The sequence below is a fragment of the Halarchaeum sp. CBA1220 genome (assembly GCF_003721175.2).
Taxonomy (GTDB): Archaea; Halobacteriota; Halobacteria; order Halobacteriales; family Halobacteriaceae; genus Halarchaeum; species Halarchaeum grantii.
This window is the reverse complement of record NZ_CP054708.1, coordinates 66,134-84,404: the sequence shown is the minus strand read 5'-3', so window position 1 is coordinate 84,404 and position 18,271 is coordinate 66,134. Positions and strand designations below refer to the sequence as shown.

General features: G+C 67.5%; 12 protein-coding genes. 4 read left to right on the top strand and 8 right to left on the bottom strand.

From position 1 onward, the window contains the following. Positions 1-49 precede the first annotated feature (49 nt). The 3 genes from EFA46_RS10955 to EFA46_RS10945 form a co-directional block, all read right to left on the bottom strand. Positions 50-1,846 (bottom strand): ABC transporter substrate-binding protein, encoded by a 1,797-nt coding sequence (locus EFA46_RS10955; protein ID WP_123078469.1) that lies wholly within the window; start codon positions 1,844-1,846, stop codon positions 50-52. A gap of 105 nt (positions 1,847-1,951) precedes the next feature. Further along, a complete protein-coding gene (locus EFA46_RS10950) occupies positions 1,952-3,763 on the bottom strand; it encodes an ABC transporter substrate-binding protein (protein ID WP_123078358.1) in 1,812 nt (603 codons plus the stop codon). Between the two features lie 102 nt (positions 3,764-3,865). Further along, positions 3,866-5,686 carry an ABC transporter substrate-binding protein gene (locus EFA46_RS10945; protein WP_123078467.1) on the bottom strand — a complete coding sequence of 607 codons (1,821 nt, stop codon included), beginning with the start codon at positions 5,684-5,686 and terminating at the stop codon, positions 3,866-3,868. Positions 5,687-5,818: 132 nt separating this feature from the next. Here EFA46_RS10945 and EFA46_RS10940 point away from each other — a divergent pair, with 132 nt between their 5' ends. Both EFA46_RS10940 and EFA46_RS10935 read left to right on the top strand, forming a co-directional pair. Further along, entirely contained in the window at positions 5,819-7,900 is a 2,082-nt protein-coding gene (locus EFA46_RS10940) for an alpha-glucuronidase family glycosyl hydrolase (RefSeq protein ID WP_123078356.1), read from the top strand. A gap of 371 nt (positions 7,901-8,271) precedes the next feature. Further along, positions 8,272-10,530 (top strand): glycoside hydrolase family 3 N-terminal domain-containing protein, encoded by a 2,259-nt coding sequence (locus tag EFA46_RS10935; RefSeq protein WP_123078465.1) that lies wholly within the window; start codon positions 8,272-8,274, stop codon positions 10,528-10,530. Positions 10,531-10,683: 153 nt separating this feature from the next. Here EFA46_RS10935 and EFA46_RS10930 read toward each other — a convergent pair whose 3' ends face one another. The 3 genes from EFA46_RS10930 to EFA46_RS10920 all read right to left on the bottom strand — a co-directional run bounded on the left by EFA46_RS10930 (position 10,684) and on the right by EFA46_RS10920 (position 14,043). Further along, positions 10,684-11,559, bottom strand: a complete 876-nt coding sequence (locus EFA46_RS10930; RefSeq protein ID WP_123078354.1) for a fumarylacetoacetate hydrolase family protein — start codon at positions 11,557-11,559, stop codon at positions 10,684-10,686. 113 nt (positions 11,560-11,672) lie between these two features. Continuing rightward, entirely contained in the window at positions 11,673-12,647 is a 975-nt protein-coding gene (locus EFA46_RS10925; RefSeq protein WP_123078352.1) for an aldo/keto reductase, read from the bottom strand. 157 nt (positions 12,648-12,804) lie between these two features. Next, the gene (locus EFA46_RS10920) at positions 12,805-14,043 is read right to left on the bottom strand and encodes a mandelate racemase/muconate lactonizing enzyme family protein (RefSeq protein ID WP_123078350.1); all 1,239 of its coding nucleotides are present in this window, start codon (positions 14,041-14,043) and stop codon (positions 12,805-12,807) included. Between the two features lie 615 nt (positions 14,044-14,658). Here EFA46_RS10920 and EFA46_RS10915 point away from each other — a divergent pair. Beyond that, entirely contained in the window at positions 14,659-15,423 is a 765-nt protein-coding gene (locus EFA46_RS10915; protein ID WP_123078348.1) for an IclR family transcriptional regulator, read from the top strand. Between the two features lie 240 nt (positions 15,424-15,663). Further along, positions 15,664-16,749: a Gfo/Idh/MocA family protein gene (locus tag EFA46_RS10910; RefSeq protein ID WP_123078346.1), complete on the top strand. Its 1,086-nt coding sequence runs from the start codon at positions 15,664-15,666 to the stop codon at positions 16,747-16,749. Between the two features lie 66 nt (positions 16,750-16,815). Here the strand turns inward: EFA46_RS10910 and EFA46_RS10905 are convergent, their stop codons facing one another. Continuing rightward, complete coding sequence (locus tag EFA46_RS10905) at positions 16,816-17,598, bottom strand: hypothetical protein (protein ID WP_123078344.1); 783 nt, start codon at positions 17,596-17,598, stop codon at positions 16,816-16,818. A 64-nt stretch (positions 17,599-17,662) separates the two neighbouring features. Next, positions 17,663-18,235, bottom strand: coding sequence for a hypothetical protein (locus EFA46_RS10900; RefSeq protein ID WP_123078342.1), 573 nt, complete (start codon positions 18,233-18,235; stop codon positions 17,663-17,665). Positions 18,236-18,271: the final 36 nt, after the last annotated feature.

Sequence of the window (18,271 nt, the reverse complement as noted above, 5' to 3'; positions counted from 1 at the left end):
GGAAGCGTGCAGGGGGCTATGGGACGAGGGTCGGCCGAGCGTGCGGTGCCTAGTTCTTCGGGGTGACGTAGCCGAAGCGCGGCCAGTAGTAGTTACACCAGTTGACGAACTTCTTGTCCGTGTCCACCGGCGGGATGTCCCACTCGCGGGTGTCCCAGAAGCTCGGGCGGACCTTCTCGATGAGCGGGAGCATCGGGAGGTTCTGATTGACGACCCACGCGAGTTCGCGCGTCAGCTCGGTGACCTCCTGCTGGTCGCTCGTGGTGGCGAGCGTGCTGAGCTTCTGCTGGATGTCGACGGGGGACACCTCGCCGTCCGGGGAGCCGAACGCGGGCGCCTCCGGCTCCTGCGGGTAGTTGAGCGTGGACGTCACGGTGCCGCTCGTGAGGATCCACGAGAGCGTGAAGAACGGCTTCGTCTTCCCGGAGTTGTTCCAGAACCACGGTGCGACCTTGAAGTTCGACGGCCCCCAGTACTGCCCGAAGAACGTCGTGTTCTCGACGCCGCGCTTCGTCGTATCGATGCCGAAGTCGCTGAGCATCTGCGCGACGGTCGTGGTGAAGCTCGCGATGTCGCTCCAGCCGGAGGGCGTGGGAATCTCCATCGTGAACTGCTCGCCGTTCGGCTTGTACCACTGCCCGCCCTGCTTCGTGTACCCCTCGGCCTTCAGGAGCTCCTCGGCTTTCGCCGTGTCGTTGTAGGGCTCGTAGGCCTCGACGTCGCCGCCGAGGTTCTCCTTCCACGTGCCGGTGACGAAGCTCCCGACGCCGGCGGGCACGGAGACCGCGTGCTTGACCGGGTCGGCGAGGTCCGCCATCTTCTGCTGGTCGATGGCGTGCGCGACGGCGCGACGGACGTTCCGATTCCCGAAGTCCTCGTCGTCGTGGTTGAACGCGAGGCCGAAGCCGTTGTAGCGCGGGACCTCGTACTGGCGGACGTAATCGGGGAACGTCTTGACGATGCGCTGGGGCGTGAACCCGTTCATGACGTCGAGGCTCGTGCCGTTCTTCATGTCCGCCCACTTCTGCTGGGAGGACGCGAAGTAGTTCACCTCGTACGTCGGGAACGCCACGTTGTCGGCGTCCGGGTGGTCCTCGTACTTCGTGAGCGTGAGCGTCTGCTGGTTCGCGGACCCGAACTCGAAGGGGCCACAGCCGAGGGGTTCGCTCGGCTGGTAGTTCTGGACGTCTCCCTGGACGGTCTCGCGTTCCTCCTCCGTGGAGGCGTTCCGGAACGCCTCGGCGAACTCGCCGTACTTCCGGTGCGTCGGCGTGTCCATCCACGTCCCGTTGAAGACGGTCATGATGGTCTTCTCGCGGTACTCCTCGTTGAGGGTGTACTCGAGGGTCGTCTCGTCGACGGCGGTGGCCTCCTCGATGTAGTTCGAGATCTCGTAGCCGAAGCCCTGGTCGATGGTGAACTTCGTGACGAAGTCCTCGGCGGTGACGGGTTCGCCGTCGTGCCAGGTCTCCCCCTCACGGAGGGACACCGTCAGCGTCGTCCCGTCGAGCTCCCAATCCTGGAAGAGGTAGGGGATGATCTCGTCCGTCTTCTGGTTGTAGAAGATGAACGGGTCGAACACCACGCGGCCGCCCACCGTCGCGTAGTGGCTGGGCGCGTAGGAGTTCCACTGCATGTTCGTCGGGATGTAGCGACCCTGAATGGTGAGCGAGTCGTCGCCCGACCCGCTCCCGCCGCTCCCGTCGGTCGTGGACGTGCCGCCGTCGCCCCCCTCGCTCGGCGTCTCGGAGGAGCAGCCAGCGAGCGCTGCCGCGCCCGCTACGCCACCCATCTTGAGGAACTGCCGACGCGCGGACCGCCAATCGTGACTACTACCGTCTGGCATACACACCCGAGTATCCCACACGAATATTTATTCTTTGGCATCGGCGAGAGTATAACGAACGATGAGTATGGATTCGGCGTCGCGGTGGACGCCTCGTTCGCCGTGTCACTCCTTCGGGGAGACGAGTCCGGCGCGCGGGAACCAGAAGTACTCGTTGTTGACGTACTTCGCGTCGGTGTCCTGCGGCGGGACGTTCCAGCGCTTCGAGTTCCAGAAGGAGGAACTGCTCGTCTCGACGATGGGGAGCATCGGGAGGCTCTGGTTGACCGCCCACGCGAGTTCGCGCGTGAGCTCCGTGACCCGCGCCTCGTCGGTCGCCGTCCCGAGCGACTGGAGCGTCGAGCGGACGTCCGCGGGCGACGTCTCGCCCTCCGGTTCGCCCATCGGCGGCACGGTCGGCTCCTCCGGGAAGTTGAGGTTCGACATGACGGTGCCGCTCGTGAGGACCCACGAGAGGCTGAAGAACGGCTTCGGGAGCGCCGAGTTGTTCCAGAACCACGGGACGACCTTGAAGTCCGACGGCCCCCAGTACTGCCCGAAGAACGTCGTGTTCTCGACGCTCTTGTTCTGCGTCTCGATGCCGAAGTCGGTGAGCATCTGTGCGACCGCCGTCGTCATCGAGGCGACGTCGCTCCACCCCGACGGCGACGGGATGGTGAGGGTAAAGCGCTCGCCGTTCGGCTTGTGCCACTGCCCGTCCTGCTTCGTGTACCCCTCCTGTCGGAGGAGTTCCGCGGCCCGCTCGGTGTCGTTGTAGCGCTGGTAGACGTCCGTCTCGCCGCCGAGGTTGCGCTCCCACGTCCCCGTCCAGAAGCTACCGATGCCGGCGGGCACCGAGACCGCCTGCTTCGACGGCCCGAGGAGGTCGGCGGCCCGCTCCTGGTCGACGACGTGCGCAAAGGCGCGCCGGACGTTCCGGTTCCCGAAGTCCTCGTCGTCGTGGTTGAACGCCATCGAGTAGCCGTTGTACGCCGGGACCGTGTACTGCTCGACGTAGTCCGGGAGGGTCTTGACGATGCGCTGGGGGAAGAACGTCGTCGTCGTCGCGTCGAACGTCCGGCCGTTCTTCACCGCCGCCCACTGCTGTTGGTTCGAGGAGGAGTAGGTGACTTCGTACCTCGGGAAGGTGATCTGGTCCGCGGTCGGGTGGTCCTCGTACTTCGTGAGCGTGAGCGTCTGCTGGTTCGCGGACTCGAACTCGAAGGGACCGGAGCCGAGGGGCTCGCTCGGCTGGTAGTTCTGGACGTCGCCCTGAACGTTCTGCCGCTCCTCCGTCGTGGAGGCGTTCCGGAACGCCTCGGCGAACTCGCCGTACTTCCGGTGCGTCGGCGTGTCCATCCACTCCCCGGAGAGGACGAGCAGGATGGTGTCCGTCCGATAGGACTTCTTCAGGCTGTACTCGACGGTGTGTTCGTCCACCGCCGTCGCGTCGTCGATGTAACTAGCCGCCTCGTAGCCGAAGCCCTGGTCGATGGCGAACTTCGTGACGACGTCCTCGGCGGTGACCGGTTCGCCGTCGTGCCAGGTGTCGCCCTCGCGCAGGGAGACGGTGAGCGTCGTCCCGTCCACCGCCCAGTCCTGAAAGAGGTAGGGGATGAGTTCGTCCGTCTTCTGGTTGTACCGGAGGAACGGGTCGTAGACCATCTTCCCGCCCTGCTGGGCGTAGTGGCTGGGCGCGTAGGAGTTCCACTGGACGTTCGTCGGGACGTAGCGGCCGGGGACGGTCAGGGCCTGATCGCCCGAGCCGCCGTCGCTCCCGTCGCCGCCGCCCGTCGTCGACGTGGTGTCGGTTCCCTCGCTCTGACTCGGGGTCTCGGAGGAGCAGCCGGCGAGCGCCGCCACACCGGCCGCGCCGCCGAGTCGGAGGAATCGTCGTCGCGCGTGTCGGAGACTGTCGTCGTCGGAACCATCGGCCATGCGTGTTCACCAACAAACATCATTATTATTTATAAATTAGGGTTCCGGGGACGGTTTCCTCGACGAACACGGCCGAAGACAGACGGAGTGGGTCGAGTGCCGTTACTCGGTCTTCGGCGAGATGGTGCCGGTGCGCGGCCAGTAGTAGTACGGGTAGCGGACGTACTGCTCGTCGACGCCCTTCTCGGGGACGTTCCACTCGTTGGTGTTCCAGAAGGACTGGGAGACCTTCTCGATGAGCGGGAGTTCGGGCAGGCTCTGGTTGACGACCCACGCGAGCTCGCGCGTCAGTTCGGTCGTGCGCGCCTCGTCGGACGAGGTCCCGAGGTCGCGCAGAATCCCGCGAACGTCGGTCGCGGTCGCCTCACCGTCGGGTTCGCCCATCGGCGGCACGACGGGTTCCTCCGGGAAGTTGAGGGTGTTGACGCTGGTGTCGCTCGTCAGCAGCCACCCGAGGCTGAAGAACGGCTTCGGGCGCACGAAGGAGTTGTTCCAGAACCACGGGATGACCCGGAAGTTCGAGGGGCCCCAGTACTGCCCGAAGAACGTCGTCGTCTCGACGTTCGAGTTCTGCGTCTCGATGCCGAAGTTCGTCAGCATCTGCGCGGTCGTCTGGACGAACGAGACGATGTCGCTCCAGCCGGCGGGCGCCGGAATCTCGAGCGTGAGCTGCTCGCCGCTCGGCGTGTACCACTGGCCGCCCTCCTTGGAGAAGCCCTCGCCGCGCAGCAGGGCCTCGGCCTTGCTCGTGGAGTCGGAGCCCATGTACGTCTGGTAGGCGGAGACGTCGCCGCCGAGCTTTTCCTGCCACGTGCCGGTGTGGTAGCTCCCGACGCCGGTCGGCGCCGTGACGGCGGTCTTCGTCGGGTCCGCGAGGCTCGCCATCTTCTCCTGGTCGAGGATGTACGCGAACGCGCGTCGGACGTTCCGGTTCCCGAAGACCTCGTCGTCGTGGTTGAACGCGAGTGCGAACCCGTTGTACGCCGGCATCTGATACTGGCGGATGTAGTCCGGCAGGGAGTTGACGATGCGCTCGGGGAAGAACGTCGTCGTCGTCGCGTCGATGGTGCGGCCGTTCTTCACCGCCGCCCACTGCTGCTGGTTCGAGCCCATGTAGGCGACCTGCGCCTTCGGGACCGGGATCGTGTCGGCCTCGGGGTGGTCCTCGTACCTCGTGAGGTTGAGGTTCTGCTGGTTCGCGGACTCGAACTGGAACGGCCCACAGCCGAGGGGTTCGCTCGGCTGGTAGTCCTGGATGTCGGAGAGGACCGTGTCCGTCTCCTCCTGCGAGGAGGCGTCGCGGAGGCGCTGGGCGAACTCGCCGTATTTCTGGTGCGTCGGCGTGTTCATCCAGGACCCGGAGAAGGTGAGGACGAGGAGGTCGGAGCGGTAGGACTGGGCGAGCGAGTACTCGACGGTCGTCTCGTCGACCGCCGTCGCGTCCGTGATGTAGTTCGCGATAGTGTACTGAAAGCCCTTGTCGATGGTGTACTTCGTGACGAAGTCCTCGGCCGTCACGGGTTCGCCGTCGTGCCACGTCACGCCCTCCCGGAGCGTGACGGTGAGCGTATCGCCGTCCTTCTCCCAGTCCTGGAAGAGGGTGGGGATTATCGTGTCCGTCTTCTGGTTGTAGAAGATGAACGGGTCGAACACGAACGCGCGCCCGGGGTTCGAGTAGTGACTGGGCGCGTAGGAGTTCCACTGCATGTTCGTCGGCACGTACGTCCCGGGGACCGTCAGCGACTGGTCGCCCGTGCCGCCACTGTCGCCGCCGCTCGTCGTCGACGTGGTCGTCGTCCCGTCCCCGTCACTCGGCGTCTCCGAGGAACAGCCGGCGAGCGCCGCCGCGCCCGCCACGCCGCTCAGTTTCAGGAACGTTCGTCGCGGAGACTTCCCGTCACCGTGGTTGTTATCGTCCACCATACCACCCCATATCCTTCATTAATATTTATTCTTTTCCATAGTCGCCGCTTCGGTCGGCGCGCTCGGGAGACGGGGAGCGTTCGCGGCCATAGACGACGAAGCTTTTAGCCGGGCTGGCGGATACGGTGTCGTATGGTAGTCACCGACTACGACGACTGCTGGCTCCAGTACGACCGCGTCGACGACCCCGAGCGGCTGTCCGCGTACCGCCGGCGCTGCCTGCACGCGTACGTCTCCGAGGAAGGCCCCGAGCTCCGAGCCGTCCGACAGGAGCTCCGGGTCGGCCTCGAGGGCCTGCTCGGCCGCGAACCGCACCTCTGGCAGCACCCGCCGCGCTCGCAGGACGGCTTCCTCGCGGTCGGCCGGCGCGACAACATGGAGGTCGTGCGCCACGCCGTCGACGCCGAGGAGCTCGACGGCCTCGACGAGGAGGGGTACGTCCTGCGCGCGACCGAGTGGGAGGGCCAGGACTGCGTGGTCGTCACCGCGAACACGGACCGGGGGATGCTCTTCGGGACGTTCCACCTCCTCCGCCTGCTCTCGCTCGGCGAGCCCGTCGCGGACCTCGACGTCGTCGAGGAGCCGCGCGCGAAGGAGCGCGTCATCGACCACTGGGACAACCCGTTCCGGGGCTCCGTCGAGCGCGGCTACGCCGGCCAGTCCATCTTCGACTGGGAGACGCTCCCGGACCTCCGCGAGCGCTACTGGGACTACGCGCGCCTGCTCGCCTCCACGGGCATCAACGGCGTCGTCGTGAACAACGTGAACACGGAGAAGCCCGACCGCGAGGGCGCGAACGACGCCATCGCGGGGATGGAGGGGTGGCAGCTCCTCGAGAGCGAGAACCTCGAGAAGGTCGCGGCGCTCGCGACGGTGTTCCGGCGCTACGGCATCCGGACGTTCCTCTCCGTGAACTACGCGGCGCCGATGCTCGTCGGCGACCTCGACACCGCCGACCCGCTCGAGGACGACGTCGAGGCGTGGTGGAAGCGGAAGGCCGACGAGCTCTACGAGCGCATCCCGGACTTCGGGGGCTTCCTCGTGAAGGCCGATTCCGAGGGCCAGCGCGGCCCCTACGACTACGACCGCGACCACGCGGAGGGCGCGAACGTCCTCGGGCGCGCGCTCGAACCCCACGGCGGGCGCGTCTTCTGGCGCGCGTTCGTCTACTCCGAGCACGAGGACCGCGCGGTGCAGGCCTACGAGACGTTCGAGCCCCTCGACGGCGAGTTCCACGACAACGTCACGCTCCAGATCAAGAACGGCCCCATCGACTTCCAGCCGCGCGAACCCGTTTCGACGCTCTTCGGCGCGATGCCGGAGACGAACGTCGCCTGCGAGCTCCAGATCACACAGGAGTACACGGGGCAGGGCGTCCACGCCTGCTCGCACCTCCCGCAGTGGGAGGAGGTCCTCGAGTTCGACACGCACGGCGACGGCGAGGGCACCGAGGTTCGCGACCTCCTCGTCGACCGGGCGGGCGAGGGCTTCGCGGGCGTCGCGAACGTCGGCGAGGACCGCAACTGGACGGGCCACGACCTCGCGCAACTGAACCTCTACGGCTTCGGCCGCCTCGCGTGGGACCCGACGCTCGGCTCCGAGGAGGTGACCCGCGAGTGGGCGGCGCAGACGTACGGGCGCAACCCGAGCGTCGTCGAGACGGTCACGCGGATTCAGGAGGAGTCGTGGCCGGCGGTCATCGACTACGAGACGGGCGGCATCGGCCTCATGCACATGATGTACAACGGCGAGGCCCGACTCGAGAACCACTACGACCCCGGGCCGGAGGAGTGGCCCGAGTACACCGGCATCGCCGAGGACGGCATCGGCATCGACCGGACGCCGTCGGGGAGCGACTACGCGGGCCAGTATCAGGGGCCGTGGCCGGAGCGCTACGCCGACCCGGAGACGTGCCCGGAGGAGCTCCTGCTCTTCTTCCACCACCTGCCGTGGGAGCACGAGCTCGACGACGACACGACAGTGATCCAGCGCCTCTACGACAACTGCTTCGAGGGCGTCGAGGCGGTGCGTGCCCTCCGCGAGCGCTGGAACGCGCTCGAGGGAACGGTCGACGAGCGGCGCCATCGACGGGTCGCCGAGCGATTCGACGAGCAGGTCGTGCAGGCCGAGCGCTGGCGCGACAGCCTCGTCTCCTACTTCTACGAGTACGCGGGCGTCCCGGACGAACGCGGACGCGTGCCGCTCGACGACTGACGCGGCACGACACCGGCGTTCTTCTTTGTGTAACGTACGTGATTGAGGAGTGGCGTCTTATTACGATATTACACCGGTCGTGTTAGAAAGGCTGACTGGGCGCTGAGACGCCGTGCAATTCGATTACGCCAGTATTCGTGTAAAGCGGTTCGTCACGAAAGTACAGTCGGTATCCCCGACCGGTCGGTCGGCGGGAGGCACGTCGACGAGTTTTGTTCATAAATAAGGAACATTCGTGTCGTGATTCTGCGTTACCGGCGTCAATACGGTTAAGAGCGAGGGTGCCAACAGCCAAGACGATGACCGACCAGACCACAGCGCCCACGGACGCGACCACCGTGGACGAGCGCGTCGAGGCGATACTGGCGGAGATGACGCTGGCGGAGAAGGCCGCCCAGCTCGGCTCCGTGAACGCGGAACGGATACTGACCGAGGAGGGCGAACTCGACAGGGACGCCGCCGAGGAGTACCTCGCGAACGGCATCGGGCACCTGACGCGCATCGGCGGGGAGGGGAGCCTCGACCCGGAGCGCGCGGCCGAGGTGACGAACGAACTGCAGGAGATACTGCGGGAGGAGACGCGACTCGGGATTCCCGCGATTCCGCACGAGGAGTGCCTGAGCGGGTATATGGGGCCAGCGGGGACGACGTTCCCGCAGGGAATCGGGATGGCCGCGACGTTCGACCCCGCGCTGATGGAGGACGTGACGGACACCATCCGCGAGCAACTCGAAGCCATCGGCACCGTCCACGCGCTCTCGCCCGTTTTGGACGTCGCGCGCGACCTCCGCTGGGGGCGCGTCGAGGAGACCTTCGGCGAGGACCCCTATCTGGTCGCCGCGATGGCGTGTGGCTACGTCGACGGCCTCCAAGCCGACGGCGACGGCATCTCCGCCACCCTCAAGCACTTCGTCGGCCACGCCGTCGGCGAGGGCGGGAAGAACCGCTCGAGCGTCCATCTCGGCGAGCGCGAACTCCGCGAGACGCACATGTTCCCGTTCGAGGCGGCGATTCACGAGTCGGGCGCGGAGAGCGTGATGAACGCCTACCACGACATCGACGGCATCCCGTGCGCGAGCGACGAGTGGCTCCTCACGGACGTCCTGCGCGGCGAGTGGGACTTCGACGGCACCGTCGTCTCCGACTACTACAGCGTCGAGTTCTTGAAGAGTGAACACGGCGTCGCAGGGACGGAACGCGAAGCCGGCGTGATGGCGCTGGAGGCGGGCGTCGACGTGGAGCTCCCGTACACGGACTGCTACGGCGAGCACCTCGTGGACGCCGTCGAGAACGGCGAGCTCGCCGAATCGACGGTCGAGGAGGCGGCGCGCCGCGTCCTCACTATGAAGGCCCGGAAGGGCGTCCTCGACGACGCCACCGTGGACGCCGCGAGCGCGAGCGACCCGTACGACACCGAGGAGGCGAGCGAGGTGACGCGGCGCGCCGCCCGCGAGTCCATCACCCTCCTGAAGAACGAGGACGACACCCTCCCGCTCGCCGGCGACGCCCTCGACTCCCTCGCCGTCGTCGGGCCGAAGGCGGACGACGCGCAGGAGCTCCTCGGCGACTACGCCTACGCCGCCCACTACCCTGACGAGGAGACGGCGTTCGAGGCGACGACGCCGCTGGACGCGCTGCGCGCGCGGGGCGACGCCGAGGGCTTCGACGTCCGCCACGCCGAGGGCTGTACGACCACCGGCCCCGCCACCGACGGCTTCGACGACGCCGTCGCGCAGGCCGAGGACGCCGACGTCGCCCTCGCCTTCGTCGGCGCCCGCTCCGCCGTCGACTTCAGCGGCACCGAGGCCGACATGGAGCAGCGCCCGAGTGTCCCGACGAGCGGCGAGGGCTGTGACGTGACGGACCTCGGCCTCCCCGGCGTTCAGGAGGAGCTCGTGGCCGAGCTCCGCGAGACGGACACGCCGGTCGTCGTCGTCGTCGTCAGCGGGAAGCCCCACTCCATCGAGGAAATCGCGGAGGAGGCCCCGGCGGTCGTGCAGGCGTGGCTCCCCGGCGAGGAGGGCGGGGACGCCATCGACGCCGTCGTCTTCGGCGACCACAACCCCAGCGGCCACCTCCCCGTCTCCATTCCCCGCAACGTCGGACAGCTCCCCGTCCACTACAGCCGCCGCCCGAACAGCGCGAACGAGGAGCACGTCTACACGGAGAGCACGCCGCTGTACGCGTTCGGCCACGGGCTGAGCTACACGGAGTTCGAGTACTCGGACCTCGAGCTCTCGACGGACAGCCTCGAGCCAGCGGGGACGCTCACGGGGAGCGTCACCGTCACGAACGCGGGCGAGCGCGCGGGCACCGACGTCGTCCAGCTCTACACGCGCGCCGAGAACCCGGATCAGGCGCGCCCCGTGCAGGAGCTGACGGGCTTCGAGCGCGTCCACCTCGAACCCGGCGAGTCCGCGCGCGTCAGCTTCGACGTCCACGCCTCCCAGCTCGCCTATCACGACCGCGACATGAACCTCGCCGTCGAGGAAGGCCCCTACGAGGTCCGCGTCGGCACCGCCGCCGACGACATCGTCGAAACCGCCGCGTTCGACGTCACCGCGAGCAAGGAAGTCCCGCGCACCGGCCGCACCTACTTCACCGACTCCAGCGTCGAGTCCGGCGAGTAACCCGACACGGCGGCCCTCGTTTTCGACCAGGACGACGGCGCGACGACGGGGGTGACTCGTCGTCGGAGCAGTATAACTATGGCGCGAAAAGACGACGGCGGCGACGTGGCTCTGTGGAGCGTGCGAACGTGAGAAAACCCGCGTCGTGTCGGTTCAGACGGTGACGGTCCCGTTGGTAAGCTCGCCGACGTTTTCGACGTCGATGGTGATTTCGTCGCCGTCCTGGAGGGTGAAGTCGTCGGGGACGAGACCGGTCCCGGTGAGGAGGACGGCGGTCTCGGGCAGGACGTTGTGTCGGCCGAGGTAGTCGACGAGTTCGTCACAGGAGTGCACCATCTCCCCGGTCGTCGTCTCGTCCTCGTAGACGACGTCGCCGTCGCGGGCGATCCGCATCGAGAGCGTCAGCTCGTGGGGGTCGCCGACCGTCCCCGGAGAGGCGACGCACGGGCCGATGGAGCAACAGCGCTCGAACACCTTCGCCTGCGGGAGGTAGAGGGGGTTCTCCCCCTCGATGGAGCGACTCGACACGTCGTTCCCGACCGTGTAGCCGACGACGTCGCCGCGGTGGATGACGACGGCGAGTTCGGGCTCCGGGACGTCCCACGTCGAGTCCCCGCGCACGCCGATCGGCTCGTTCGGGCCCACGGTTCGGGACGGCGTCGCCTTCAGGAAGAGCTCCGGGCGCTCGCTCTCGTAGACGTCGAGGTAGACTTCGGGCTTCCCGCTCTCCTCCTCGCGGGCCTGCTCGCTGATCTCGTAGGTGACGCCGGACGCCCACACTTCCTCCGCGCGAACGGGCTGGTCGGCCTCGGCGGCGAGGCGGCCGGGGTCGACCGAGTCCGCGTCCGGGATGCGTGCGGCCGCGACGTCGTCGAGGGTCTGCTCGGTCGCGTTCGCCGCGCGCGCCAGCGCCGTGAACGAGCCGAGGTCCTCGGACGCCGACGTCAGGTCGTACGCCTCGCCGTCGTTGGTCTCCGCGACCAGATGAGTGCCGTCACTACCCTCCACAGAGAGGTGGTAATACCGCATACCTCACAATCCGTCACCGTGCATAAAAGCGTATCCCTATTGGCAACCCGTCCCTCGGCGTCGGGTGCGAGTGGGTGCCGACGGTCCCGACCCGACGGGGTCGCCGCGAGCCCTCAGTGTCCGAAGACCGGGACGGGCTCGTAGGGCTCCTCGAGGTACGCCATCTCGGAGTCCGAGAGGTCGACGTCGGTGGCCTCGACGGCCTGTTCGAGGTGCTCGACGCTCGTCGTCCCGACGATGGGCGCGTCCACGGTGTCCTTGTGGAGGAGCCACGCGAGACTGACCTGCGCCATCGTCAGCCCCTTCTCCGCCGCCAGTTCCTCGACGCGCTCGTTGATCTCCGCGCCACCGGCGCTCGAGTAGTCGGGGTTGGGATTGTGCTTCTGCTCGGGGTCGCCGCGCGTCGTCGCGTGGATGTCCTCGTGGGGGCGCGCGAGGTAGCCCTGCGCGAGCGGGCCCCACGGGATCAGGCCGACGCCAGCCGACTCGCAGAGCGGGTTCATCTCGCGCTCCTCCTCGCGGTAGACGGCGTTGTAGTGGTTCTGCATCGAGACGAACGACTCGAGGTCGAGCGCGTCGCTGGTGTGGAGGGCGTCGGCGAACTGGTGGGCCCACATCGACGACGCGCCGAGATAGCGGACGTCACCGCGACGCACGGCGTCGTCGAGGGCCTTCAGCGTCTCCTCGATGTGCGTCTCCGGGTCCCAGCGGTGGATCTGGTAGAGGTCCACCGTGTCCATCCCGAGCCGCTCGAGGGAGTTCTCCAGTTCCTGCTCGATGGTCTTCCGTGAGAGGCCCGTCGCGTTCGGGTGCGGGTCCGCTATCGCGGGGAAGCGCACCTTCGTCGCCACCACCTGCTCGTCGCGGTCGTAGTCATCGAGGACGGTCCCGAGTATCTCCTCGGATTCGCCGTTCGAGTAGGTGTTCGCCGTGTCGAAGAAGTTGATCCCCAAGTCGATTGCCCGCTCGATGATCTCCTCGGCCTCGTCCTCGTCGAGCATCCAGTCGCTCCCGGTTCCGAAGCTCATACAGCCCAGACAGATCTCGCTGACGCTCATCCCGGTGGAGCCGAGTGTCGTGTACTCCATGCAGAAGCGCTCGGCGACGGAACGTAAATACCCACGGATGGCGGAACTGCGGCGTCGCTGCGCGCATCGAACGGAAGAGCGCCCCGGCGTGGAGCGCCCGGAAACGTAACAGAAGACGGCGACAGAGCCGGGAGTACGTCCCGGTTACTCGACGAGGCTACGCCTCGTCGAAGAGGGTCTCGCCGGCGACCATGTGGTCCCCGACGGCGTCGAGGTCGAGGGTGAGGCCGAGGCCGGGTTCCTCGGGGATCTCCATGCGGCCCTCCTCGATGAGGTCGTCCTCTTCGACCAGGTCCTCCCACCAGTCGAGTTCGTAGGAGTGGTACTCGACGGCGAGCGAGTTCGGGATGGCGGCGGCGACCTGCGCGGAGGCCATCGTGCCGATGGGCGAGGAGACGTTGTGCATCGCGACCGGGATGTAGTACATCTCCGCGATGTCCGCGATCTTGCGGGTCTCGCGCATCCCGCCGACGCGCGGGAGGTCGGGCGCGACGATGTCGACGGCCTGCGGTTCGAGGAGGGTGCGCTGGCCGAACTTCCGGTAGACGTTCTCCCCGACGGCGATCGGCGTGGAGGAGAAGTCCGTCACCTTCTGCTGGACGTCGTGGTTCTCCGGCGGGACGGGATCTTCGAGCCACCAGACGTCGTACTCCTCGAGTTCGCGCGCGAGGCGCTTCGCGCTCCCCGCAGTGAACGACCAGTGGCAGTCGAAGGCGACGTCCGCCTTGTCGCCGACGGCTTCCGTGGTGGCCTCGACGATTTCGACCTTGTGGTCGATCTCGGGGTTGCGGAGGTGGCGGTTCGCGCGGTCCTTCTCGTGACCGGAGGGGACGTCGAGGTCGAACTTGATGGCGTCGTAACCGAGGTCCTCGACGACGCGCTCGGCTTCGGCGGCGCAGGCCTGCGGGTTCGCCTCGTCCTCCGTGTGGAGGTCGCAGTAGATGCGGACCTCGTCGCGGTACTTCCCGCCGACGAGCTGGTAGGCGGGGACGTCGAGGAGCTTGCCCGCGACGTCGTGGAGTGCGATCTCGATCCCGGAGATGGCGGAGATGACCTTGCCGGAGATGGAGCCCTCGCCGCTCATCTTCTGGACGAGGTGCTCGTAGAGCCGGTCGATGTCGAGCGGGTTCTCGCCGACGAGGAACGGCTTCATGCGCTCGATGATCTCGGCGTCGCCGCCGCCCCAGTAGGACTCACCGGTGCCGACGACGCCGGCGTCGGTGTAGACGCGAACGAGGATCCACGGGTAGTTCCCGTCGACCATCGTCGTCTGTACGTCGGTGATCTCGGCGTCGCGCGTGCCGCCACGCTCCTTCTCGACACCCATCGTCTCCGCTGAGAGGTCCCGCATCGTATACTCCGCGTTCGGGTCGCGGAGCTTCTCGTAGTCGACCATTGCGTCCGAGCTATTCAAAGGGGTCGTAGTAAAGGTTGTGGATACTAGCGCCCGGCCGCACGCAAACGGTGAGGACAAGAGACCCGAATACAGGCCGTTCAGACTCACACCAGCCGAATCCGGGGGGAGAGTGAACCCGTCAGGGAGAATCCGACACAGGCGGATGTCCGTGAGAGCCGGACACCGAAGCGTGTAGCTGATGTTGAGAAGAGCGGGCGAAATATCGTCCGGCTATGCCGGATGCCCGGCTGGTCGTCGGTGCAGGGAGGACGCGCCGGCCCGCGTTCGAAGCCGGCGTCCGCGCGTGTTTCGGACGCCGCGAACGGAGACGGGCGGCGCGTCGACCAGCGGCCAGCACGGGCTCGCCCGCGACGCGTCAGCGGCGACAACGGCGCGGGCGTCGGTGGCGGCGGCTGTCTCCCCCTCGACGGCAGCGGAGGGCATCGACCGGCGCTCACGCGACGTTCAGGCGGTTCCGGGACCGTGTGAGCGTCGATACGCGCCTCAGGCGCTCGTAGCGGCGTTCTCGGCGTCGAGTACGGGCGAGAGTTCAGTCTCCCTTATGTTCACGATTGATGAATAATAGTTTTGTATGCTGGCGTATAACGTACGGCCATGCTCAAGGAAGCGTCGAACCCAGTGAAGTCGACGGTACGGACGTTCGAGGTGTTGGAAGGGCTGAAGGAGTTGAACGGGGCGCGCGTGACGGAGCTCGCGACCCACCTCGACCTCCCGAAGAGCAACGTACACAACTACCTGAGCACGCTGCGACAGGAGGAGTACGTGGTGAAGGACGGCGACGAATACCGCATCGGTCTGCGGTTCTTCGAACTCGGTGCGTACGCGCGCAACCGGATGAAGATCCACAACATCGCGCGCCCGGAAATCGACGAGCTCGCAGCGGAGACGGGCGAGCTGACGAACCTCCTCGTCGAGGAGCACGGGCGCGGGTCCTACCTCTATCGCGCCCGTGGTGAGCAGGCCGTTCGCGTTGCCGCTCACGTCGGAACGCGTGTCCCCCTCCACAGCACCGGTCTCGGGAAGGCGATCCTCGCACACCTCCCCGAGGAGTACGTCGAGGAGATAATCGCCTATCACGGCCTCCCGAAGAGCACGTCGGAAACGATCACGGACCCGAACGAGCTCTACGAGGAACTGGAGCGCACGCGCGAGCGCGGCTACGCCATCGACAACGAGGAGCGACTGCGTGGGCTGCGGTGCGTCGCCGCGCCCATCCTCAGCAACGAGGACCGCGTCCTCGGCGCGGTGAGCATCGCCGGCCCGACGAACCGACTGCAGGGCGACCTCTTCGAGGAGGAACTCCCCGAGCGCCTCCTCGAAACGGTCAACGTCATCGAGTTGAACGTCACGTACTCGTAACGCCGCGTCGTCTATACCGGACTCCTATTCTTCTATCGAGAACGGTTGTACAGTCCGAGACGGTGGTTTACAGCCATACGGCCATCAGTTCTGGGCGACGGTTGGGAGGAGCGGGTGCGCTAGCGGAGACCTGTCTCGGGTGTCGGCGATTTTCCGGCCCTGGCGGACACCTATGCCTCACGTTCACCGGGGAGTCTGGCCGAGGGAGGGTTTATGGGTGCGCGCGGGCAGGTTCACACGATGGCGCACGGTGTGATACAGGTCGGCACGGGCGGGCAGGGCGAGAACTGGTGTCGGACGTTCCTCGAACCGCACGTCGCGGCCGGGCGCGTCGAGCCGGTCGCGGCGGTGGACGTCGACGAGGACGCTCACGAGAACGCGGTCGACGGCCTCGACCTTCCGCCCGAGCGGTGTTACACGGAGGTCGAGGAGGCGTTCGCCGCCCACCCCGAAGCGGACTTCTGCACGGTCGTGGTTCCGCCGTGGCTCCACGAGGACGTCGTGGACGCCGCCCTCGAGCACGGCCTCGACATACTCTCGGAGAAGCCCATCGCGGACACGCTGGAGGCCGCCGTCCGCATCGCCGAGAAGGTCGAGCACGCGGGCGCGAAGATGGGCGTGACGATGAGCCACCGCTTCGATGCGGACAAGACGACGCTGCGCCGGGAGATCCGCGAGTCGCGAAACGGCCCGCTCGACTACCTAGTCGGGCGCTTCACCTGCGACCTCCGCGAGTACGGCGAGTGGGGGGCGTTCCGCCACGACATGGACGACCCGCTCCTCGTCGACGGCGCCGTCCACCAGCTCGACTTCCTCGCGGACATGGCGGGCGAGACCTGCGAGACGGTCTACGCGGACACGTGGGAGCCCGAGTGGGCGGAGTACGACGGCGACTGTCAGGCGCTCGTCCAGATGCGCATGCGGAACGGCGTCCGCATCCAGTGGGAGGGCGCGAAGGCGAACGCGGTCGGCCTGAACAACTGGGGGCAGGACTACGTCCGGGCGGAGTGCCGGGACGCGACGCTGGTCCTCGACGACCGCGAGCTCGTCCGTCACGCCCACCAAGAGGAGCCGGCGCGCTGGGGGCGCGGCGACGACGACCCCGAGGAACTCGCGCTCGCGGAGCGCGAGCACTGGTCGAACACGTGGCTGGTCGGGCAGTTCTGCGAATGGCTGGACGGCGGCGAGCCGATGGCAACGAACGTCCGGGAGAACCTCCAGTCGGTCGCGCTCGTCGCGGCCGCCGTCGAGTCCAGCGAAACCGGCGAACCCGTTCGGGTCCAAGAACGACTGCGTGAAGCGGAGGCCGCCGTCGACCTCGAGTAGCGTGACGCACACGGCGCGAGCGCAGCGTGCGCGATGAAAGACGACGAGAACCGGTCGTCGGGCGGCTCAGAGCGGGAGGCCGCCCCAGCGGAGGTAGACCATCGCGGCGATGATGACGAACTGGAGGACGCCCTGGACGCCGGAAATCCGGGCGTTCCGGAGGCCGATGTCGCCGACGAGGTCGGTGTCGGGGTCCTCGGAGGTTATCTCGCGGTAGATGCGGACCTCGCCGGGCATGAGGACGCCGTTCCCGAGGACGGTGAGGAGCGTGATGTCGGCGAGGACGACGAGCATGACGGGGCTCGTCATCGCGAACGCGCCCATCGTGTCGTAGAGGAAGGCCGCGCTCCCGACGACGGCGACGCCGAACCACGCGAGCCAGCGCCGGTCGCGGAAGGCGTCGAACTGGTAGCCGATGCTGAGGAGCGAGGGGACGGTGACGGCGGCGGTGAAGAGCGCGAGCCACGGCATCGCGTGCGGGAAGACGCTCATCCGCATCGCGAGCGTGATGCCGCCGACCGTCGTGATAGCGGCGAGCGTCGGCATGACGAAGAAGAGTTTCGGGGTGAACTTCTCGAAGACGGCGGCGCGGACGCGCGGGTCGACGCCGCCGAGGACGGGGCCGATGACGGCGGCCATGAAGACGTCGATGCCGGTCCAGAGGACGCCCGCCATCACGTGGACGTAGGTGTGCTGTTGGACGCTCGCGGCGGTGACGGCGTAGACGAGCGCGAGGACGGGGAGCGCGACGACTGCGAGCGCGAACGCGGGGTTCGCGCGCCGCGCCAGCCCGGCGATGGTGGCGACGACGCTCGTCCGATTCGTCGACTGCGCGGAGCGTGTGCTCATGCGCTATCCTGTCTCACTAGCTCACTTGACAGTACTGGTCGCGGCGACGGGGCCGACACGGCGCTCAGTCGTCCGCCTCGAGCACGCCCTCGAGGACGCGGTCGCCGAACGCGAGCACGAGGAGCGCGCCGACGGCGTCGAAGAAGAGGTCGCCGAGCGTGTCCTCGTGTCCGTACTGGATGAGGAGCGGTTCGAGGCCGAGGCGTCGGGCCGTCGTGTGAACGACGTACTCGAGGACTTCCCAGAAGAGGCCGGCGCCGACGGTGGCACCGAGGACGTAGCGCGTCGGGTCGCGGTCGCGGCGTCGAGCGAGGAGGTGGGCGGCGGCGCCGACGAGCGACGCGGAGAGCGTGTGCGTGACGTGGTCCCACCACCAGACGTCGTCGTAGGGGCCGAGCATGCCGGTGGCGTGGAGGAGCATGGAGCCGGAGAGCCAGACGCGGTGGCGGGGACCGAACCGGAAGCCGAGGGTACACCGGAGGGCGCGCGGGAGGAACGTCGCGACGAACGCGACGAGGCCGTTCGCGACCGCGCCAGGGTTGCGCTGGCGGACGCCGGTGGCGACGACGCCGAGGATGGCGACGCGGAGCGTCCAGTCGACGGCCGCACCCGCCCGCTCGATGCTGTCGGTGCTCACTGTATCGGAGAGCACTCGCGCGGCCGAGTTAACTGC